The organism is Blastomonas sp. CCH1-A6, assembly GCF_001556365.1.
GTDB lineage: Bacteria > Pseudomonadota > Alphaproteobacteria > Sphingomonadales > Sphingomonadaceae > Blastomonas > Blastomonas ursincola.
The window spans coordinates 1-20,940 of sequence record NZ_LSIS01000250.1 but is presented as its reverse complement, the minus strand read 5'-3'; the positions used below and the strand labels follow the sequence as shown (position 1 = coordinate 20,940).

At 65.1% G+C, this 20,940-nt stretch carries 19 protein-coding genes and 1 pseudogene; 9 read left to right on the top strand and 11 right to left on the bottom strand.

Going from position 1 to position 20,940, the window contains the following annotated elements; translation table 11 throughout:
* Positions 1–19: 19 nt before the first annotated feature.
* The 6 genes from AX735_RS12125 to AX735_RS12100 form a co-directional block, all read right to left on the bottom strand.
* On the bottom strand, positions 20–898 hold the full coding sequence (locus AX735_RS12125; RefSeq protein ID WP_066280444.1) for an alpha/beta fold hydrolase: 879 nt from the start codon (positions 896–898) through the stop codon (positions 20–22).
* Positions 899–901: 3 nt separating this feature from the next.
* The gene (locus tag AX735_RS12120; RefSeq protein ID WP_066280441.1) at positions 902–1,444 is read right to left on the bottom strand and encodes a VOC family protein; all 543 of its coding nucleotides are present in this window, start codon (positions 1,442–1,444) and stop codon (positions 902–904) included.
* A gap of 43 nt (positions 1,445–1,487) precedes the next feature.
* Entirely contained in the window at positions 1,488–2,090 is a 603-nt protein-coding gene (wrbA, locus tag AX735_RS12115) for an NAD(P)H:quinone oxidoreductase (protein WP_066280438.1), read from the bottom strand.
* 24 nt (positions 2,091–2,114) lie between these two features.
* Entirely contained in the window at positions 2,115–4,298 is a 2,184-nt protein-coding gene (locus AX735_RS12110; RefSeq protein ID WP_066280434.1) for a TonB-dependent receptor, read from the bottom strand.
* 240 nt (positions 4,299–4,538) lie between these two features.
* On the bottom strand, positions 4,539–5,351 hold the full coding sequence (locus tag AX735_RS12105) for an IclR family transcriptional regulator (protein ID WP_066280431.1): 813 nt from the start codon (positions 5,349–5,351) through the stop codon (positions 4,539–4,541).
* Between the two features lie 65 nt (positions 5,352–5,416).
* Positions 5,417–6,568: a CaiB/BaiF CoA transferase family protein gene (locus AX735_RS12100; RefSeq protein WP_066280474.1), complete on the bottom strand. Its 1,152-nt coding sequence runs from the start codon at positions 6,566–6,568 to the stop codon at positions 5,417–5,419.
* Positions 6,569–6,681: 113 nt separating this feature from the next.
* On the opposite strand from AX735_RS12100, the gene AX735_RS12095 reads away from it, so the two are divergent.
* A complete protein-coding gene (locus AX735_RS12095) occupies positions 6,682–7,473 on the top strand; it encodes a citryl-CoA lyase (RefSeq protein WP_066280428.1) in 792 nt (263 codons plus the stop codon).
* Positions 7,474–7,482: 9 nt separating this feature from the next.
* On the opposite strand, the gene AX735_RS12090 is transcribed toward AX735_RS12095, so the two are convergent.
* Positions 7,483–8,277, bottom strand: coding sequence for a DUF1206 domain-containing protein (locus tag AX735_RS12090; protein ID WP_171007726.1), 795 nt, complete (start codon positions 8,275–8,277; stop codon positions 7,483–7,485).
* Positions 8,278–8,423: 146 nt separating this feature from the next.
* Between AX735_RS12090 and AX735_RS12085 the strand changes: the two genes are divergently transcribed.
* Positions 8,424–8,648 (top strand): hypothetical protein, encoded by a 225-nt coding sequence (locus tag AX735_RS12085; RefSeq protein ID WP_066280423.1) that lies wholly within the window; start codon positions 8,424–8,426, stop codon positions 8,646–8,648.
* Between the two features lie 32 nt (positions 8,649–8,680).
* Here the strand turns inward: AX735_RS12085 and AX735_RS12080 are convergent, their stop codons facing one another.
* From AX735_RS12080 to AX735_RS12065, 4 genes are read right to left on the bottom strand one after another with little or no spacing between them, the layout of a single operon-like run.
* Positions 8,681–9,649, bottom strand: a complete 969-nt coding sequence (locus AX735_RS12080) for an FAD:protein FMN transferase (RefSeq protein ID WP_231750100.1) — start codon at positions 9,647–9,649, stop codon at positions 8,681–8,683.
* Positions 9,650–9,678: 29 nt separating this feature from the next.
* Positions 9,679–10,620 (bottom strand): DUF4198 domain-containing protein, encoded by a 942-nt coding sequence (locus AX735_RS12075; protein ID WP_066280416.1) that lies wholly within the window; start codon positions 10,618–10,620, stop codon positions 9,679–9,681.
* Positions 10,621–10,647: 27 nt separating this feature from the next.
* On the bottom strand, positions 10,648–11,127 hold the full coding sequence (locus AX735_RS12070) for a DUF2271 domain-containing protein (RefSeq protein WP_066280414.1): 480 nt from the start codon (positions 11,125–11,127) through the stop codon (positions 10,648–10,650).
* A gap of 10 nt (positions 11,128–11,137) precedes the next feature.
* On the bottom strand, positions 11,138–11,908 hold the full coding sequence (locus tag AX735_RS12065; protein WP_082751065.1) for a PepSY-associated TM helix domain-containing protein: 771 nt from the start codon (positions 11,906–11,908) through the stop codon (positions 11,138–11,140).
* Positions 11,909–12,109: 201 nt separating this feature from the next.
* Between AX735_RS12065 and AX735_RS12060 the strand changes: the two genes are divergently transcribed.
* The 7 genes and pseudogenes from AX735_RS12060 to AX735_RS12030 all read left to right on the top strand — a co-directional run.
* Positions 12,110–14,509, top strand: coding sequence for a TonB-dependent receptor (locus tag AX735_RS12060; RefSeq protein WP_066280412.1), 2,400 nt, complete (start codon positions 12,110–12,112; stop codon positions 14,507–14,509).
* A gap of 154 nt (positions 14,510–14,663) precedes the next feature.
* On the top strand, positions 14,664–15,443 hold the full coding sequence (locus AX735_RS12055) for an energy transducer TonB (RefSeq protein WP_066280410.1): 780 nt from the start codon (positions 14,664–14,666) through the stop codon (positions 15,441–15,443).
* Between the two features lie 9 nt (positions 15,444–15,452).
* Positions 15,453–16,136: a Fe2+-dependent dioxygenase gene (locus tag AX735_RS12050; RefSeq protein WP_066280408.1), complete on the top strand. Its 684-nt coding sequence runs from the start codon at positions 15,453–15,455 to the stop codon at positions 16,134–16,136.
* Between the two features lie 152 nt (positions 16,137–16,288).
* Positions 16,289–18,436 (top strand): TonB-dependent siderophore receptor, encoded by a 2,148-nt coding sequence (locus tag AX735_RS12045; protein ID WP_066280404.1) that lies wholly within the window; start codon positions 16,289–16,291, stop codon positions 18,434–18,436.
* A 12-nt stretch (positions 18,437–18,448) separates the two neighbouring features.
* The gene (locus tag AX735_RS12040) at positions 18,449–19,168 is read left to right on the top strand and encodes an ABC transporter ATP-binding protein (protein WP_066280401.1); all 720 of its coding nucleotides are present in this window, start codon (positions 18,449–18,451) and stop codon (positions 19,166–19,168) included.
* A complete protein-coding gene (locus tag AX735_RS12035; RefSeq protein ID WP_066280398.1) occupies positions 19,165–20,613 on the top strand; it encodes an ABC transporter permease in 1,449 nt (482 codons plus the stop codon). Before AX735_RS12040 ends, AX735_RS12035 begins: the two co-directional genes overlap by 4 nt.
* Positions 20,610–20,940: pseudogene (locus tag AX735_RS12030) on the top strand (ABC transporter permease); the annotation flags it as partial. The gene AX735_RS12035 and the pseudogene AX735_RS12030, both read left to right, overlap by 4 nt.

Below are 20,940 nucleotides of genomic sequence, written 5' to 3'. Positions count from 1 at the left end.
GGAAGGGGACTCCGGCAGATCAGTCGTTGATGGCATCGGGAACCGGCTGCAGGGGCCGGTTCAGAAAGGCCGCGAGCGCAGTGTTATACTCCACCGGGTGCGACAGATTGCACAGATGCCCGGCCTCGCGGATGAAGCGCGCCTGGCCCAGCGGTGCGGCGCGGGCGACGGCGCGGGTCACGTCGCGGCGCCACGGGGTGTCCTGGCACCCCGTCACGCCAAGAACCGGCATGCACAGCGCTGCCATCGCATCGAGCCGCGCCGACGGACCGGCAGGACCGGCGGCGAGGTCGCGGCCGTCATAATCGGCAAGCATGGCCGCGCCGATCCGTTCGGCTTCGCCCGACAGCCCGGCCATGAGCGGATGCTGTGCCCAGTGCCGTTTCATCGATGCGAGCATGCCCTGCCTGACCAGCTCGGCATATTCCGATAGCGGTATGCGGTCTGACGCGTTGGCCTGATCGGGGATTCCGGCCAGTGAAATGCCTTGCAGCACCAGCGTTATGACCCGGTCTCGATGCTGCTGGGCATAGGCGATGGCGGTGGCGCCCGCCTGTGACATGCCGACAATGTGGAAAGCGGCAAGGTCCAGATGATCAGTCAGTCGGGCGATATCGTCGGTTTCGCGAATCCGGTCCGGGGGGGCTGTCGATTGCCCGAAGCCGCGACGGTCGATCGCGACCAGGGTAAAGCGGTTGGCCAACGCGCGCGCCTGCATGGTCCACATCCGCCGGTCGAGCGTCCAGCCATGCAGCAGCACGACCGTTGGGCCCTGGCCGACCCGTTCGACGGCCAGGTGCCCGTCACAGACCTCCAGCCAGAGCGTCTTGCCGCCCAGCCTCGGTTCGGGCGGCGTCCTGGCATGGCTCGGGCCCAGCCGACAAACCGGGCCGTGCATCGATCAGGCCGCCTCTGCGCTGCGGAAGGTGTTGTTGTTGCTGTGATCGCCCGCCAGCCAGCGCGCCAGTTCGCTGCGCGCCTTGGCACGGACCTGATCCTCGATCGCCAGCGCCTCGGGCGCGTCGCAGGTGAACTCGATGATCATGCCATTGGGATCCTTGACATAGACCGACCGGCAATAGCCGTGCTCGAGAATATAGGTCTGCGGCTCGACGATCCCGGCTGCGGCGATGCGGCGCTCGAGCTCGGCCTGCGCGTCGGGATCGACATGCAGCGCGATGTGATGGAAGGGCGATTCCGGAATGGGCGGGCTGAATTCGGCCTGGTCGTCCTCGTTGGCGAACTGGAAGAAGGCCAGCGCGCTGCCGTCCTTCATCGCGAAGAAGCAGTGGCAATAGGTGCGCTCCTTGCCGAACAGCTCGTCCTTCTCGCAATAGGTCGCGACCAGCGGAAAACCCAGCACGTCCTCATAGAAGGCGCGCGTCGCCTCGAGATCGCGGGTGGTGTAGGCGGTGTGGTGCAGGCGATTGACTAGCTGGCTCATGGCTTCCTCCTCATCTTGTGTCCACGCCGGGTCAGCAGCCCCCTCAGGCCGACAGTTTCCGCGTGATGCGGGCGACATGCTCGCCCTGAAAGCGGGCACCTGCAAGTTCGTTTTCGGAAGGCAGGCGCGACCCGTCGCCGCCCGCGATCGTGCTCGCACCATAGGGTGTGCCGCCGCTGATCTCGGACATGATGGTGTTGCCGGCAAAGCTGTAGGGCAGGCCGATGACGATCATGCCGTGGTGCAGCAACGTGGTGTGGAACGAGGTGATCGTGGTTTCCTGCCCGCCATGCTGGCTGGCGGTCGAGACGAACACGCTGGCGGGCTTGCCGATCAGCGCGCCCTTGGCCCAGAGGCCCCCGGTCTGGTCGAGAAAGTTGCGCATCTGCGCGGCCATGTTGCCGAAGCGCGTGGGGGTGCCAAAGATGATGCCGTCATAATCGGCGAGCTCGTCCGGGCTGGCGAACGGCGCGGCCTGATCGACCTTCATGCCCGATCCCGCGGCAACTTCGTCGGGCACCAGTTCGGGCACGCGCTTGACCACCGCCTCGCAGCCCTCGACCGCATTCACCCCTGCCGCCACGGCGCCTGCCATGATCTCGGTATGCCCATAGCCCGAATAATAGAGGATGAGGATGCGTGCCATGGATGCTTTCCCGTCGTTGCTAGGTCAGAATTTGTAGAGCGCCTCGATGCCGAAGACGCGCGGGCGGCCCTTGAACACAAAGCCGCCGGGCGAGAATTCGGCATTGTATCTCTCGTTGAACAGATTGTCGGCAAAGCCGGTGAGCGACCATGCGCCGCCATCAAGCGTGAGCCGTGCGTTGACCAGGTCGACCGGGCGGCGCACGGTCGAATTCGGCACGTCGAACCAGGTCTTGCCGGTGCGGTTGTAATCTATACGGATGCGGCCCTTGAGGTCGCTGTCGCCCAGATTGGTCTCGTATTGCGTGCCCAGATTGATCGTATAGCGCGAAATGAACGGCGCCTCGTTGCCGATCACGGTCGGATCGGGAAATTCCTTGATCTCGCTATAGGTGACACCGAGCCCGAAATTGATGTCCCATCCGCGCGCCGGACGCAGCGTGCCATCGATTTCGAAACCCTGCAGCCGCACCTCGGGAACATTGCCCAGATTCTGCGTCGAGTTGGCGGCGAGGAAGACGAAGAAATAGCCGTTCTCGGACTTGGTGGTATAGGCGCTGGCGTTGAGCGTCAGCATCCGGTCGAACAGGTTGGTCTTGACGCCGATCTCGAACGTGTCGGCGACCTCGGCCTCGTAGATGTCCGCAACGCCGACCACTCCGGTGCCCGCCGCAACTGCGCCGACGCCGGTCTGGTTGAAGCCGCCCGAACGGAAACCGCGGCTATATCCGCCATAGATGGTGACGTTCTCGGCAGGCTTGTAGGTCAGCGTGAACTTGGGCTGCCATTCGTCGAAGGTCTCGCGGCGGACCTCGCCGGTGCGCCCGGTGGGGAAGCCCGGGACGACGGGGATGAACGCCGTCGGGGTCAGCGTGCGGTTGCGGCGGCGGTCCTTGTCGTAACGCAGCGACGCATCGACGCGGAACGCCTCGGAAAACTCGTAGCCGATATTGGCATAGACCGCCCAGGCGAAGTTGTTCTGCGAATCCGCGAGGAATGTCGCTTGCGGGTTGCGCGGATCGGTGCTGGGCGTGCGGAACACCGGGAACACGCCTTGCCCCGTATCGACCATGTTGCCGGTCGAGATGTAGCGGTTGGTGTCGATGAAATAGCCGCCGAGCGACCAGGTGAACGCATTGTCGTCGTTCGACTGGATACGCAGATCCTGGCTGATCGCCTCGACATCGAGGAACTGGCTCTGGTTGAGATCGAAGCCGAACAGCGCGAAGAACAGCGATTCGCGGATCGGGAGGAAGTTGAACGCGTCACCGGTGAGGATTTCGGACAGCGTGTCATAGGATGTCACCGAGGTGATCGAACCCCAGTCCGCCTTGTAATCGATCTTGGCCGAGACGTTGTAGATGTCGCGGTCGTTCTGTCCGGCGTTGTTGACGCGCACCGGCAGGCTGGTGTCGTTCACATCGGCGACGATATTGTAATAGAGCGCCTGGGTGCGCAGCAGCGACATCGAGGCGCGCAGATCGACGGTCAGCTGGTCGGTCGGCGTCCACAGCAGCTTGCCGCGCAGCGAGATATCCTCGAGCGGATCGGCATCCTCGCCGAGGAAGGTGTTCGGGATATAACCGTTGGTGTCGCGATAGGAGCCCGCGAGGCGGAATTTCAGCGTGTCGCTGATGGGCCCGGAAATCCCGGCGCGGAGCGTATAGCCAAAGCCATTGTCGACCCCGGCAAACACCCGCCCCTCGAACTGGTCGCTGGGCTGCTTGGTGTTGATGATGATCGCCCCGCCGATGGCGTTGCGCCCGTAGAGACCGCCTTGGGGCCCTTTGAGGATTTCGATCTGCTCGATATCGAACAGCTCCTGGCTGAACTGGGCAGCATTGACCTGCTGCACTCCGTCAACCACAACGGCGACCGAGGGCTCGGAATTTCGGTTCTGGGTGATCCCGCGAATGATGACGAACGCGTTGCCCGCGTTCTGCGTCTCGATGAGCTGGACGTTGGAGGTGAGGCCGATAAAGTCGGCGGCCTTGTCGATGCCGGCATTCTCGATCGCTTCCGCGTTGAACGCGGTGATCGCGGCAGGCGTGTCCTGCAGAGTGGAATTGCGGCGCAGCGCGGTGACCACGATTTCGCCTTCACCGGCCTCCTCGGTCACCTGATCCTGCGCGAAGCCGGGTGTCGCTCCCAGCAGCGCGAGCGCGGAAACCGAACCTGTCAGCAGCAGCTTGTTCCAAATCGCGGGCATTGCACCTGCTCCCCTCATCCAGTGGATCCCGCCGCTGTATTGTCATGAGCCTCGTAGGCTTGTGCGGGCAGGTTATGCTTCGGGTAAATTGTTCGTAAAACGAAGTCAAGTTCGATATGCGAAGTTTGAATGCGGCAAGCGAAGCGGGCGCGTGCAGGCGGCCATGGGCTGCTGGCCACAAGACGTGCGCCATGCGTGATGGACGGGCTGGGGAGATAGAGTGCCCTCGCGGGCAGGGGATCAGTTCTGCTGCAGCGAGTGCATCAGCGTCGGCCAGCGCTGAAGCGCGCTGCCGATCTCGGCGGCCGCTTCGCGCAGCATGGGCAGACGGGTGCGGACAAGCTCGTCCTGCGAGATGCGCGTGGTCGATGTCGAGCAGTTGATCGATGCGATCGCATTGCGCTGCGCATCGAACACCGGCACCGCGACCGAGACGATGCCGTAATCTAGCTCGTCGAGCGCCGAATCATAGCCGGTCTCGCGCGCGCTCTGCAGGCGCTGCTCCAGTCCCTCTGGGGTCGTCACCGTCCGCTCGGTGAAGCGCTGCAGGCTGACCGCCGCCTTGTAGCGCGTGATTACCGGCTCGGGCTGAAAGGCGAGCAGCACCTTGCCGAGCGAAGTCGCATGAACGGGAAAGCGCGTGCCGACATTCGCGCCGAGGCGGATGCGGCGGTTGGTCGAGACATGCGCGACATAGAGGATATCGGTGCCCGACAGCACCGCCATAGACGAGCTGTCGCCAGTATCGTCGCGCAGTTTCTGCAGTGGCGGCAGCACCACCTGCTCGACATTCATCGACGAGAGATAGGCCGTACCGAAGCTCAGCACCTCGGGCCGCAGCAGGAACTTGCGCCCGAACTGCGCGATATAGCCCAGTTGCACCAACGTGTTGAGGCAACGCCGCGCGACCGCAGGGCTGAGCCCGGTAACCTGCGCCACTTCGCTCAGCTGCATTTCGGGATGCGTCGCGTCGAACGCGCGCAGCACCTTGAGCCCGCGCTCGAGCGTCGAGAGATATTCGCTGTCCTTGCCGGGCTTGGCGGGTTCGTCCATGGTCTGAGCGCTAGCCGCTTGCCGTGTATCAGGCAAGGCGATGTCGCCCCATTGGCGAAGCGCGCTCACTCCGCTGCGGCGGATGCCGCCGTATCCGCGCCCAGCAATTCGTCATTATGCTGCCCCAGCACCGGCGGGGCCGTGACGCTGGTCGCGCGCTCGCCATCGAAGCTGAGCGGCGAGCGGATGGTGCGGAAAGGCCCGTGCGGACCATTCGGATCCTCGAGCACCAGCCCCAGATGCTGCGCCTGGGGTGTCTCGATCACTTCGGGCGCGCTGTAGACCGGCGAATGCGGGACCTCGAGCTGCTCGAGCGTCGCGCACCATTCGCCGCGGGGCTTCGCCGCGAAAAGCGGGGCCAGGAATTCGGCGACTTTCTCGTAATTGGCGATGCGCGCGTCGCGGCTGGCGAATTCGGGCCGCTCCAGCATGCCAGGCTGGCCCACGGCGATCGCCAGATTCTCCCAGAATTTGGGCGGCGAAGACATGTGCAGCGCGATCCATTCGCCGCCCTGGCACTGGAAGACATAGGATTGCGAGACATTGGGCCGGCTGTACGGGCCCATCACCTGATCGTCGGAGAGATAATGGGTGAAATCGTCGAGATTGAAATGTGCCATCGCCTCGAACATCGAGACTTCGACCAGCCGCCCCTTGCCGGTGCTGGATCGCTCGTGCAGCGCGGCCAGTACGCCCTGCGCGCCGTAGAAGCCGGTAATCGCATCGGCCAGCGCGGGGCCTACGACGCGCGGATTGGCAGGGTTGACCAACAGCCGCAAAAAGCCGCTGGCGGCCTGGGCGACGGTGTCGAAGGCGGGGCGGTCGCGGTCGGGCCCGGTCGCGCCGAAGCCCGAGATCGAGAGGTAGATCAGCCGCGGATTGATCGCGCGCAGCCGTTCGGGGTTGACCTTGAGCTTGTCGGCGACGCCGGGGCGGAAATTCTGGATGAACACATCGGCAGAAGCGACCATGCGGTCGAACGCCTCGAGATCGGGGCCGCCGCGCGTGTCGAGCGTGATCGAGCGCTTGTTGCGGTTATAGGTCTGGAAATGCGGGCTGTAGAAACCGCCGCGAAATGCGCGGAACGGATCGCCGCCATCGGGCCTTTCCACCTTGATCACGTCAGCGCCCAGATCGGCGAGCATCATTCCGGCGCAAGGACCGGTGATGAAGGTGCCCATTTCGAGCACGGTGACATTGGCGAGCGGCTTGGCCATATTGACATCTCCCTGATCGCCACTCATAGAAAATTCGATATACGAAATCAACTTCGTAAATCGAAACATTCTGGCGGTGTCTACGCGCCCGCCCGGCCAGCACAGGAGCCCATATGCGCATCGGCAAGCAGGACGCCCCGTTCACTTCGATCTGCACCTCGGATGCGACCAGCATCACCGTGCGCGGGCGCGACCTGTGCGGCGACATCATCGGCAAGATGGATTTCACCAGCTATTTCTGGCTGCTGGTCACCGGCGAGGAGCCGACCGACGTCCAGAAGTTCTTCGCCAATGCGGTGCTCGCGGCGATTGCCGAGCATGGGCTGGTGCCGAGCGTCGCCGCCGCGCGCATGACCTACGCTGCCGCGCCTGAAGCCTTTCACGGTGCGGTCGCGGCGGGGCTGCTGGGCTGCGGGTCAGTGGTGCTGGGCAGTGCCGAGGTCGCGGGCCGCTTCTATGCCGATCTGGTCGCGAAGGTCCGCGACGGGGCAGGCGCGCCTGCCGCGATTGCCGCCGAGGGCGTCCGCACGCTGCGCGCCAGCAAACAGGCCATCCCCGGCTTCGGCCATCCGCAGCATTCCGCCGGCGACCCCCGCGCGCTGCTGCTGCTCGATATGGCAGAACAGCACGGGATTGTCGGCGAGCATATCGGCATGCTCTACGCGCTGCGCGACTGCCTGCCCGAAACGCTGGGCCGTGCGCTGCCGATCAATGTCAACGGTGCGATCCCGGCGGTGATGCTCGATGTCGGTTTCCCTGTCGGCGCGCTCAAGGGCATTTCACTGCTCGCGCGCACCGCCAGCCTGATCGGCCATCTTCAGGAGGAAATCGATCGCCCGATCGGCTTCGTGATGTCCGGGGCTGCGGCCCAGGCGATCACCTATGACGGGCCTGGTGCCGCCTGACCGACATCGTCAGCGCGCCCGCGCTCTGGACTTGAGCACGTTCACGACATCGTCGTTCCGAACGCGTCGCCAGCGGGCGTCGACAAAGCTGTGCACGCCGAACAGGAACAGCCCGACGCCCACCAGCGCGTAAAGCTCCGGGTGGTCGGCGAGCGATGACAGCGCATCGCCGAGACCCTTGACCTCGCCGGCAGAGCCGAACCAGCCTGCGCTGACCAGAGACAGGCCGATGACTGCGAAGACGACCGCGCGCGCAGCCAGTCCCGCACGGCCGATCGGCACGACCCAGCGTGGTGCGCCGGGGCCGGTGTCCGCCATGAATTCGGTGGTCCAGGCCTTGATCGCCTGGTGTGCAGCCGCGGCGAGGAACGCCAGCCCGAGTGCGCCGATCAAGGCTTCCCCCATGGGTATGTCGAGCACCATGTCGGCCGCGCGCTGCTCGGTCGCGCCGTCGCCACTGGATTGCTTGCCGAGAGCAAGGCGCGCGGCGGCATAAGCAAGGAAGAAATGCGCCAGCCCGCTGGCGGCATAGCCGATGCGGATCGCAGCGCCCTTGGTGTCGTCTCCCTTGTCTTCGCTGTCGAAAGCGGCGCTGTAGAGCCGGTAGGCGCCGTAAAGCGCCAGCCCCAGCGCGAGCAGACCCAGCAACCATGGTCCGCCGGGCATGTCCTGCACCGAGCGGAAGACGCCTTGCGGGCTGGCATCTGAAGCGCCGGTGCCGGTCAGGGCGAGCACGCCAAGCAGGCAATAGACCACGCCGCGCGCGAACCATCCTGCCCGCGCAAAGGTCTGTAGCTTTGTCATTCTGTCGATCATGGCATCCTGCTCCCGTCTGGCAGGGCTTACGCCGCGACCTGGGGGGAGTTCCGCTCCCGATTTTCGTGATGCGAGCCCGGCGCAGGGAACCTTTATGAGCGTGCCCGGTAATCGGGGTCAAAAGGAGCAACATCATGATCAAGAATATTGTCGGCGCCTATCTGGGCGCGAAGATTGCAGGCAAGTCACCCAAGGCGGACAGCGCTGCCGGCGCCACCACCGGCGCGATTGCCGCTTCCGCCATTCCATTCATCCTCTCGCGGATGAGCCTCCCGTCGATGCTGCTGCTCGGCGCGGGCGGCTATCTGGTCAAGCGCCATCAGGACAAGAAGCAGGCGAGCAAATATCCGCGCAGCTGACAGCATCGGAACCCGCCAGAAGCGCCAAGGCTTCAGGCGGGTTCAAGATCCATCATGGCGGCAAGCGCGGGGCTGAGCCATTCGCCGCCGTCGCGAGAGACGATGCGGACGGCAACGTGCTCGCGCACTGCGTATCGCTGCGCCGCCGAAAAGCCCATCACACTCAACGCGGTGGCCCAGGCATCCGCCGACATGCAGTCCGGATGCACGACGGTAACCGCCGTGGTCGAATGAACGGCGGGATAGCCGGTGCGCGGATCGAGCGTGTGCGCGCCGCGAAGATAATCGCCAGAGGTCGCGATGGCGAGCCCGTGCAACGCCACGCGTAACCTGGGCAGGGACAGCCCTTCAGGGTTCTCGACATCCACCCACCATGGATCCCCGTCAGGGCGCATTCCGCGTCCAGCGCATTCGCCCCCGATCTCCACCAGGCAGTGGTTCAGCCCCTGCTGCCCTAGCAGGTCGGCAACCGCATCGACGGCGAACCCCTTGGCGATTCCCGACAGGTCGAGCCAGAGTCCGCCGGGTTGACGAAGCGTGGAGCGCAGGGGGTCGAATTGCAGCCTCGTCCAGCCGCTTCCCCTCAGCGCATGGCCTATGTCTCCGGGCGTGGGCGGGGCCGAGACAGTGTTGGGTCCCAATCCCCAAAGATCGGTGAGCCTTCCGATTGCCGGATCGAAGGCCCCATCTGTGGCCTGAGCGACGGACAGCGCTTCAGCCATGACGCGGACCATGTCAGGAGACAAGGCGCAGACCCTCCCGGCATGCGCGCGATTGAAGCGCGAAAGATTGGACTGCGGCTCCCAATGGCTCATGTCCTGCAAGATGCCATCGAGCCGCGCCTGGACGAGCATTCTCAGTGTTGCCGTATCGAGCCCCAGTGCAGCCGGCAGTGCTGAGCGCACCTGCCACGTCGTGCCCATGGTCGCTCCGCCAAACTGCACCACCGGTGCTTGCGGATCGAACCCGATCAGGACCGCCGGATCGATGGCGTCCGGCACCGCGATGCGCGGTGCCGGTTGCGGACCTGTCATGGGGCGAGCACCTCGAGCGTCGCGGTATAGCTCATCCGCCGCTTGCTTGCCTTCGGATTGGCCGGCTTCGAATCGGTAAGGCTGGTGTTGAGCCAGTACATGCCGGCCATCGGCCAGGTGACGGTCAGCACGCCGTCGCCATCGGTGACCAGCTTCTGCGTGCCATCGGCTTCACGGTACCGACGACCGCCCGGGATCACCTCGACCTCGAGCCCGGCGGCGGGTAGGCCATCGACCAGGAAGCGGAACTGCGCCGGTTCGTTCGAGACCAGATCGGTGGGCAGGGTGACGGGAACGAATTCCAGCCCCTTGCCGCTCGGCTTGAACAGCGTTTCGCTCGGCTCGCCCGCGGTCACGAAGAACTCGTTGCGGCCCATGGTTTCGGTGAGGTCGATATCGGTCGCGTTGGCCGGGATCTCGTCCACGCTGGCGACGATATGGCTGGGATCGATGCGCGGTCGGCCGCCCGGCGCGCTGGCGCCCGGTCCGCCTGCACCTGGTCCTCCCATCGGCGGCCCGCCCGCGCCCGGTGCTGCAGCACCCGGACCACCGGCACCCGGCGGCGGGCCGCGACGACGACCCACCATCCAGGGCTCGCCATCGACCTTGAAGCTGCCCGAGATGCCGACATTCTCCATGCCGATGCGCCAGGTGCCGGGCTTGTCGATCTTCACGTCGAAGGTCGAGCGATAGCGCCCCTTCGCCGGGTTCTCGGGCGTGCCCATGCTGCCGTCGGGCGCCCAGACTTTCACGCCATCGATGTTCATCGCGTTATGATTGGGTTCAAACGGCGCGGTCGAGGTCCCGGCATCGACGGTGACGCTCTGCTGCGTGTCCGACAGCACGGTGGTCGAGGGAAGGAGCCAGGCGTTGTGCGCGAATGCGGGCAGGCTGAGCCCGCAAACGGCGACGGTGAACAACAGGGATTTGCGGATCATGAAAAAGGTCCTTTCTGCCAGACGGGGTCAGCGGGGGGAGAGGGAGACGGCGCCGAGTTCGGTCTTGCCCGAGGCCTTTGCAGCGGCGCGTGTGGGGATGTCGAGCGGCAGCGAGACCAGCTCGCGTCCGCCATCCTCACGCGCGGCCTCGACGAACAGGGTGTACGAGCCGGGCTTGACGCTGGCGGGTATGGCGATGCGGTGTGCGCCCGGGGCGCGGGTTGCGCCGCTGACGCCATCTGCGGGCAGGTTCAGACTGCGTCCGCCCTTGCGCCACCAGGTGCGCAGATCGGCGAGCCATTTGGTGCCGGGTTCGGCGCCGCGTTTGTCGACATCGTACCATAATGCCAGCGTTCGTGCCGGACCGCCGGCCTTTGGCTCGATCCACACCGCGACATAGGGCACATGATATTCGGCGACGTTGATGCGCGGAATGGTCACGGTCACGGTGCCGGCAATCGCGGGGGTAGCGGCCATGCTGACGGCGATGGCAATGGTCTTTTTCATGGGCTTGGCCTCAAAGGTGCATGAAGAACAGGATGATGATCAGCGGGATCGCTGTGCCCAGCCCGACCAGCGGCCAGGTCGAGGGGCGATGGCGCGCGTGCAACTGCAGCAGCAGCAGTCCGGTAAAGGTGAAGACGACGCAGGCGACCGCGAGAATGTCGATCAGCCAGAACCAGGCGGTGCCGGTGTTGCGGCCCTTGTGCAGATCGTTGAAGAACGACACCCAGCCGCGGTCGGTGCGCTCGGCCTCGATTTTGCCGCTGGCCCTGTCGATGCTGATCCAGGCATCTCTGCCGGGGCCGGGCACCGCGACATAGACCTCGGCCTCGCTCCATTCGGCAGGGGTCGTTCCTGCATCGATGCCGACGGTATCATCGAGCTCGGCGCGCAGGCTTTCGGGCAGGGGAGCGTTGCCCGATACCGGTGCCTCGCGCAGGCGCTCGATCAGCGATCCGGGGAGCTGTGCGGATTGGGTGACGACGATCGGCTCGGCTGCAATGCTCGACGCATGGTTGAGCGTGATCCCGGTGATCGCGAACACGAACATGCCCGCGAGCGAGATGGCCGCGCTGATCCAGTGCCAGCTGTGCAGTTGCTTCAACCAGAACTGCTTCGCCTTTTTGGGGTTTCGCGCGGCTTTCGATCGGAGCGGAGCAGGGCGGAGGGCAGCATTGCGCGGGGCAGACACGACAGCCGACTCTGACCGTGCAGTCGCTGCATCGCCAGCCTGCTGTTCGACAGCTGTGTCATGCGGCGCTGAACCGGACGTCCCCAACGACATTGATCTTTCCCGAAGCTGATACGCCCCCCGAGCGGGCTATCGACCCCAGCAACTGCGCAAACAGGCCTGTGCTGTCAAACGTTTTAATGCGAATGAGAATCAATTGATACAATTTGACGCAAATCGCCACAAGTCGATTGACTCTGAGAACGAGTCGCAATAGCGGCGGCGCTCCATTCCATCCTCTCGGGGGAGAAACCGATGACTTCTGCGAAAACCACTCCACCCCTGTTGGCGCTCAGCTGCGTCGGCGCGATCGCCTTTGCCGGGCCTGCCTGGGCGCAGGATGCTCAGCAAGGCCAGCGACTCGGCGGCATGACGGTGACCGACAGCGCGATCGAGGAGCGCGAGGTGAAGGTCGAGAAGGCGGATTCTCCCAAATTTACCGCGCCGCTGCTCGACACGCCGCAGACGATCACCGTGATCTCGTCGAAGAGCATCCAGCAGCAGAACCTGCTGACCCTGCGCGAGGTGTTGCAGAACGTGCCCGGCGTGACCTTCGGCGCGGGCGAAGGCGGCTTCGGCTATGGCGATCGCATCATCCTGCGCGGCCAGGATGCGAAGAACGACGTCACCATCGACGGCGTGCGCAGCTCCGCGTTCCAGAACCGCAACGAGACCTATAATATCGAGCAGATCGAGGTCACCAACGGCGCCAACAGCGTGTTCAGCGGCGGCGGATCGGTCGCGGGCAATATCAACCTCGTCACCAAGAAGCCGCTGGGCACCGACCAGACCGTGGTCCAGGCCGGGATCGGCACCGACAACTACTATCGCGCCACGGTCGACATGAACCAGCGCCTGTCGGACCTGGTCGCGGTGCGCCTCAACGCGGTCTATCACGAGAATGACGTGCCGGGCCGCGATGTCGAATTCTACAAGCGTTGGGGTATCGCGCCCGCCATCACCATCGGTGTCGATAGCCCCACCAGTCTGACGCTGCAGGCCGAGCATCTCGACGACAAGGGTATGCCGCAATACGGCCTGCGCTATTACGCCAATCTCGGCGGATTTCTCGACGATTTCGACCGTTCGGGCTATTACGGCTTTGCCAATCTCGATCGGCAGAATGCCAAGACCGACGCGCTGCAGGCGATCTTCAGCCACCAGTTTTCGGACGGCGTCTCGGTGCGTAATCTCACGCGCTACGAGCGGGTCAATCAGGACACCGTCACCAGCCAGCCGACGGGCACCTTCTGCCTCGCCTCGACAGGACTGCAGCCGGGCACGTTCGCGGTTCCCTCGATCCAGGCGGCGTGCCCTGCCAACATTCCGCGCGGCTATTACCTGCCCACCGGCGGGCGCGGCGTCGAACGGCAGATCACCAACGACACCTTCTACAACCAGCTCGATTTCAGCGCCGAGTTCAGCACCGGCGGCATCGAGCATTCGCTGGTCGTCGGCGGATCCTATCTGCAGGAGGATTACCGCCAGACCAACGGTGTCCTGCCGCGCAATCCCGATGGCAGCACGCCGGCCTTCGCGCTGGTCAACATCGCCAATCCGGGTCAGGTGGTGCAGGGGCCTGCGGGCTTCACCTATGGCAGCAACGTCTATACCGGCCCGGTCAACTATATCCTCACCGCGCAAAACCGCGGCGACCGCCGGGTGATCGCGGGCTATCTGTTCGACACGGTCAAGTTCGGCGAGATGTTCGAGATCAACGGCGGCCTTCGCTACGAGAATGCGCGCGGATCGAACACCACGCTTTCCTACGTCACCTCGGGTGCGACGCTGGGCCAGATCAGCGCGGCGACGGGTCCGTTCGTCAACGAGGACAATCTGTTCAGCTATCGCATCGGCGCGGTGTTCAAGCCGAGCGAGAATACCAGCCTGTACATCGCGACGGGCAATTCGAAAAACCCCTCGCAGGCGGCCGTCGACGGGGCTTGCACCGCCAACAATTGCAATCTCGCGCCCGAAACCACGAAGAACTACGAGATTGGGGCGAAGGCCGATCTGTTCGACAAGAAGCTGCTGGTGAGCATCGCGCTGTTCCGCAACGACCGCAACAGCATCCGGCTCAATTCGAACGATCCGATCTTCCCCGAGCAGAGGCTTGACGGGCGGCAGCGGGTGCAGGGCATATCGTTCGGCGCGTCGGGCAATATCACAGAGAACTGGACCATTTCCGCCAATTACATGTATCTCGAGTCGGAGGTTCTGCAGGGCGTGTCCGATTTCTGCCTCGCCAACCCGGGGGCGGCGAATTGCGGCAACAGCGCCGCCTTTCCGGACCCGAGCCGCGGATCGCAGCTGCAGAACACGCCGCGCCATTCGGGCAGCGTGTTCACCAGCTACCGCTTCGATTTCGGTCTCGAGCTCGGCTATGGCATCAACTATCAGGGCAAGTTCCTGCTGAACTTCCCGACCGTGGCCGAACTTACAGCCAACACCTACACGCCCTATTTCGTGCCGAGCTATACCATCCACCGGTTCATGGCGTCCTACCCGATCACCGATCGCCTGATGGCACAGGTCAATGTGCAGAATTTCACCAACGAGAAATATGTCACGACGGTGCGCAACCAGCTGGGGGGTAGCTGGGCGCAGCCTGGACCGACCCGCCAGGCGGTGTTCAGTCTGAGCTACAGCTTCTGACCCTGCATCCCGGGCTGCGCCGAGCTAAGGGTCGGTGCAGCCCGGGCGCTATTGACGGTCGAAGGCGCGCATGGGGCTGGCAATCGCGCTCCCGATCGTATATTGCGAGTCAGTTTCAAGAATATTAGGCCATGCTAGGGGATGGGGCGGTTCGATGCTGGAAGCCCAGAGCTTTTCTTCGACGACGAGTGCGGGCGCATGTGCGCTGGCTGCAACTTGGACCGAGCCCGGGCACGCAAGCCGCGCCGCACCGACTGAGCCCGCATATGTTCCGGCGGGGCGCTATGGCGAGGGGCAGCAATCCCGGCTGCCAGCCATTCTCATCGCGATCGCGGTGCACGCGCTGCTCGCGATGGCGCTGGCAGGGCTTGGCTATCGTGTGGTCAAGACCCGGGAGGACAGCCTCATCGCTGTCAACCTGGCCCCGCCACCACCGCCGCCCAGTCCCTCCAAGCCGGCCCCGCCCGAAAGCCAGACGTTGCAGACTAGCGTCCAGCCGGCGCCTGTGACGGTTCCCGCTCCGGTCCCGCGCCCTGTCGTTGCCATGGTGCCGACTTCTGCACCGTCGGTCCCGGTCATGGCGATCGCGGCCCCGCCCGCGCTGGTATCGGCCCCGGCACCCGCGCCGCCGGCTCCTCCCGCCACCGTGACATCGGATGCGCTGGGCACCAGAATGATCTCGGGCGCGCCGCCGCGCTATCCGGTCGAAAGCCGCCGCAAGAAGGAACAGGGCACGGTCGAACTGGCGCTGGTGCTGGGGCTCGACGGCAGGGTCGAGACCATTTCGATCGCCAGCAGCAGCGGATTTGCCCGGCTCGATCAGGCCGCGCTCGAGGCGGTACGCCGCTGGCGCTGGGCGCCCACGCTGCGTGACGGCGCACCGGTCAAGGTGCGCGGAACGGTCGAAATTCCCTTCGTCCTCAACAATTTGTGAAAGACTTCGATGCTGCTTCCGCTTCACGCCCTGCTATCGCAGGAGGAGGTCGCCCGGCTGCGCGCGCTGATCGAGCAGGCCGACTGGGTCGATGGCAATGCCACGAGCGGCCATCAGGCCAGGCTGGTGAAGAACAATCTGCAATTGCCCGAGGACAGCCCCGAGGCGCAGCAGGGCGGACAGATCGTGCTCGCCGCGCTCGCCCGCCATGCCGGGTTCATCGCCGCAGCGCTGCCGGTGAAGATCTATCCGCCACTGTTCAACAGCTATGCCGGCGGCCAGGCGCTGGGGCTGCATGTCGACAATGCCGTGCGTCCGCTGCCGCGCGGGGGAACCAGCGTGCGCTGCGACCTGTCGATGACCGTCTTCCTCGAAGAACCGGATCGCTATGATGGCGGGGAACTCACCATCGAGACGGCATTCGGCGTGCAGCAGGTGAAGCTGGGGGCGGGGGATGCCGTGCTCTACCCGGCAGGCTCGCTGCATCGGGTGGAGCCAGTTACACGCGGGCGCAGGCTGGCGAGCTTCTTCTGGATCCAGTCGATGGTGCGCGACCACGAGGCACGCTCGGCACTGCTCGATCTCGACCAGTCGATCCAGCAACTTTCGGGCGATCTCGGCGAGGGCCATGCTGGGTTGATCAAGCTGACCGGCCTGTATCACAATCTGCTGCGCCGCTGGACCGACGTCTGAGAGCGGCCAGCTTAGGCCCCGATGCCATATGTGATCGCCAACTAAGCAGGTGCAGCAAAACGCACTTGACCTGAATATGATATAATATATCACGCGCTCCAATTTGCCGCTCCCGGGGGGGATGCGGCGTTCTGTTGGGGGTACGCACCGTCATGTCACGTTTCGCTTTTGGCCTGGTTTCGCTGCTGCTGGCGGGAACCGCGAGCCTGCCCGGCACCGCCTGGGCCGATGAAGAACAGCCCGGCGATGCGCTCGAAGCCGAGGGCAACATCATCGTCACCGGCCAGCGCCAGGCCTATCGTGGCGATTTCACGCTGCGCGAGACCCCGCAGGCGATCACCCAGATCGGGCAGGAGCAGATCGACGCCAACAATCTGACGCGGCTCACCGATGCACTCGACCTGTCGGCTTCGGTGGCGCGGCAGAACAATTTCGGCGGACTGTGGGATGCCTATGCCGTGCGCGGCTTTGCCGGAGACGAGAACCTGCCTTCGGGCTATCTGGTCAACGGCTTCAACGGAGGCCGCGGTTTCGGTGGCACGCGCGATGTCGCGGGCGTCGAGCGGATCGAGATCCTGAAGGGCCCCAATGCCGCATTGTTCGGGCGAGGCGAGCCGGGCGGTACGGTCAATATCGTCACCAAGCGCGCCGATTTCGATACGCGCGGGCGGATAAACGTCCAGGCGGGCAGCTTCGATCGCCGCCGGGCCGATGCCGATGTCAACATCGCGGTCGGCGACGTGGCGGCGGTGCGCCTGATCGGTTTTTACGAGAAGTCGGACAGCTTCCGCCGCACCGTGGGATCGGAGCGGGTCGGCTTCCTGCCCTCGTTCCTGCTCAAGCTTGGCGAGAATACGACCGTCAGCTACGATCTGGAACTGACCCGCCAAGAGGCCGATTTTGATCGCGGCACCGTGGCGATTGGCGGCGTGCTGGGCCGGGTGTCGCGCCGCGACTTTTTCGGCGAACCGGGCGATGGGCCGATCGAGGCGGATGCGACCGGGCATCAGGTGCAGCTCGACCACAAGTTCAGCGAGGACTGGAGCCTGCTGATCGGCACCCAGTATCGCGAGACCCGGCTCGAGGGCTTTTCGACCGAGGCCGAGCTTGCCACCGGCCGCCAGCGGCTCTTCCGCGACGGCCGCTCGCTCTCGCGCCAGCGCCGCTTCCGCCTGTACGAGGGCGAGCATTTCGTGGTGCGCGGTGAGATCGCTGGACGCTTCGCGACGGACGGCCTGACGCATCGTGTTCTGCTGGGCGTCGATTATGACGAGTTCGACAACAGCCAGCTTTTCCTCCGCTTCCGTCCGCCCTCGATCGGCGCTGCGACCACTGCGCTGGCGAGCAACGATATCGATGTGTTCAACCCGGTCTATGGCCGCTTCCCGCTGCCCGCACCGGGGCCGCAGACCAACCGGCTCGATCAGCAGCGCGCGGTTGGCGCCTATGTGCAGGACCAGATCAGCATCACCGATTCGCTGCAGATTCGCCTGGGCGGGCGTTTCGACGACATTACCGTGGAGAGCCTCAACCGGGCGAACAACACTGCTGCCAGCCGCAGCTACAACCGGTTCAGCCCGCAGGCAGGGATCGTCTATACCGCATCGTCGGCCGTCTCGTTCTACGCCACCTATGGCGAGGGCTTCCGCGCCAATCTGGGCGCGACGGCGGCAGGCGCGTTGTTCGATCCGGAAACCAGCAAGTCGGCAGAAATCGGCGCGAAATTCGGACTTTTCGACGATGCGCTGCAGGGCACGGTCTCGCTGTTCACGCTTTCCAAGTCGAACGTGCTCGCGGCGGATCCGGCCAATCCCGGCTCCTCGCTACCGATCGGCAAGGCACGCAGCCGTGGCCTCGAGGTCGATCTGATGGGCAAACTGCCCGGCGATATCGATCTGTGGTTCTCTTATGCCTATGTCGATGCCGAAGCGCGGGAGGATGTTGCCGATCTCAATTTCGGCCTGCCCATCCGGCGTGGCGACCGCCTGATCAACATTCCGCGCCACACGGTCAGCCTGCAAGCGTCGCGCGCCTTCGATATCGGCGACACGAAACTGACGGTCGGTGGCGGCGTGCAGCATGTCGGAACGCGTCTGGGCGAGACCGGCACAGCGTTCGAATTGCCCGATTACACGCTGGTCCGCCTGTTCGCTGCGTGGAAGGTCATTGAAAATGTGGAAATTTTCGCTGACGTCACGAATTTGTTTGATACAGTATACTATACCAACAGCTTCGCTCAGCTCTGGGTCCAGCCTGGGACGCCGCGAGCAGCGTCGGTGGCGCTGAGATTGTCGTTCTAAAGGGTAGTTTCCATGTCCAACCCCGTACTGGTGATCGACCAGCTCGTCGTCGAGCGTGGCGGAAGGCGCATCGTCAACGGTCTTTCCCTGACTCTGGCGGCAGGCGAAATCTATGCGCTGCTCGGGGGGAACGGCGCGGGCAAGTCGACGACGCTGTTTGCCATCCTCGGCTTTCTCGCCCGCTCGGGCGGCGTGCTCACCATCGGCGGACAGGACCCGGCCAATGCCATCGACGCGGTACGTGCGCAGATCGCCTATCTACCGGAAAACGTGGCGCTCTATGACCATCTGACTGCTCGAGAGAATGTCGACTATCTGCTCAAGATCGCCGACTGCCGCCGCAGCCGGGACGAGATCGAGGCCGCGTTCCGGTCGGTGGGTCTGGCCGCCCGCGCCTGGGACCAGCGCGCGGGGAGCTTTTCCAAGGGTATGCGGCAGAAGACTGCAATCGCGCTTGCCATGCTGCGCGATACTCCGCTGCTGCTGCTCGACGAGCCGACATCGGGGCTCGACCCTGCAGCTTCGGCCGATTTCCACGCGCTGCTCGAAACGCTCGCGGCGCGTGGCGTGGCGGTGCTGATGGTCACGCACGACCTGCTTGGTGCAGCGGACACTGCGGACCGGATCGGGCTGATCTCCGAAGGCAGGATCGCCAGCGAATGGTCGGCGGGGAGCGCCGAACCGCGCTTCGACCTCAACGCCCTGCACGATGGCTTCGCGAGGGTGCGATGAACCAGGCGCTGACGATCGCGGGCGCCGAGCTGCGCCTGATGCTGCGTTCGCGGCTGGCGCTGGTCGGTATCGCGACGCTGCTGCTGCTGTCGGCCATCGCGGCAGTGACATCGGCGACGCAGATGGCGGCGGCAGCGAAGATGCGCGCCGAGGCGCAGGCGGCGACCGATGCGCAGTTCAAGGCGCAGCCCGACCGGCATCCGCACCGCATGGTGCATTATGGCACTTATGCGCTGCGCCCGGTGGGCCCGCTCGCCGCGTTCGATCCGGGGGTCGATGCGTTTACCGGCACCTTGCTATTCCTCGAGGGGCACCGACAGAACAGCGCCACTTTCGGCGCGGCGCGGGAGTCTTCGGATCTTGTCCGCTTCGGTCAGCTGACCCCCGCCTTCGTGCTGCAGACGCTCGCACCGCTGCTGCTGGTGTTCCTGGGCTTTGCGAGCATCGCCCGCGAGCGCGAGCGCGGCAGTCTGCGCGCGCTTGCGGCTTATGGCGCAGGGGCCTGGTCGATCCTGGGCGGCAAGGCGCTGGCGCTCGGCGTGGCGGCGGTTCTGGCGATGGCACCCGCCTTTGCCGCGCTCGCCTGGGCCGCCGTGCAGCAGCCGGGCGAGGCAGGCATCGCGGCGCTCACGGCCTTGTCCTATAGCGGCTATCTGCTCGTCTGGGTGCTGGTCATCACCGCGGTCTCGGCGCTCGCGGCCAGTGCGCAGGGCGCGCTCGTGACGCTGATCGCGGCCTGGGCGATCGTCGTGGTGCTGGTGCCGCGCGCGGCGGCGGCCTGGGTCGGGGTCGCAGAACCTCTGCCCAGCCGCGTCGATACCGAGTTCGCCATCGCCGCAGACCTTCGCCGCATCGGCGACAGCCATAATCCCAACGACCCCCATTTTGCCGCGTTCAAGGCCAAGCTGCTCAAGCGCTATGGCGTGACCAGGGTCGAAGACCTGCCGTTCAACTATCGCGGCGTGCTGGCGCAGGAAGGCGAGCGGCTGACCTCGCAGCTGTTCAAGGACTATGCCGCGCGTGCCGCCGCGATCCAGAACGCACAGACCGACACGCTCACGGCCTTGGGGATCATCAGCCCGGCGCTTGCGGTGCGCCGCGCCTCGATGACCGGGGCCGCGACCGATCTCGGCACGCATCTGGCGTTTCTCGCGGCGGCCGAGGCCTATCGCTACGACATGGTGCAGAAGCTCAACGGGCTGCAGGCGAGCGCCGTCGCCAGCGCCGACGATGCCGCGCGCAGCAAGGACCCGATTGCCGACCGTCGCACGCGCATCTCCGCCGATTTCTGGAAGACCATCCCCGATTTCGATTTCTCCGCGCCTAGCCCGGCTGAGCGTGCAGGCGCGATGGTGATGCCGCTGGCGGTTCTGGGGCTGTGGGTTGCGCTGGCGATCGGCCTGTTCGCCTTTGCGCGCCGGCGGCTCGAAAGGGCAGGGCTATGAGCAACCTGGCGCGTGAATTCGGGTTCATGCTGCGCAGCAAATCGGCGCTGCTGGCGCTGGCGCTGCTCGCGATCTGTGCCAGCGCGGCGGTCGCCCTTGGCCTGGCCAGCGTCGCGCGCGACCGGGCCACGATAGACAGGATGCTGGCAGGGCAGGTCGCCGAGGAGCGTGCGCTGGCGGCGTTCGTCGAGGATGCCGGCTCGGGCGCCTATTACGGGTTCCAGCCGACCTGGGATGCGCCATCGGACCTGGCCTTTGCCGCGCTCGGCAGCCGCGACATCGCGCCCGCCTTGCTGCGCGTCCGCGCGCTGGCGCTCGAGGCGCAGA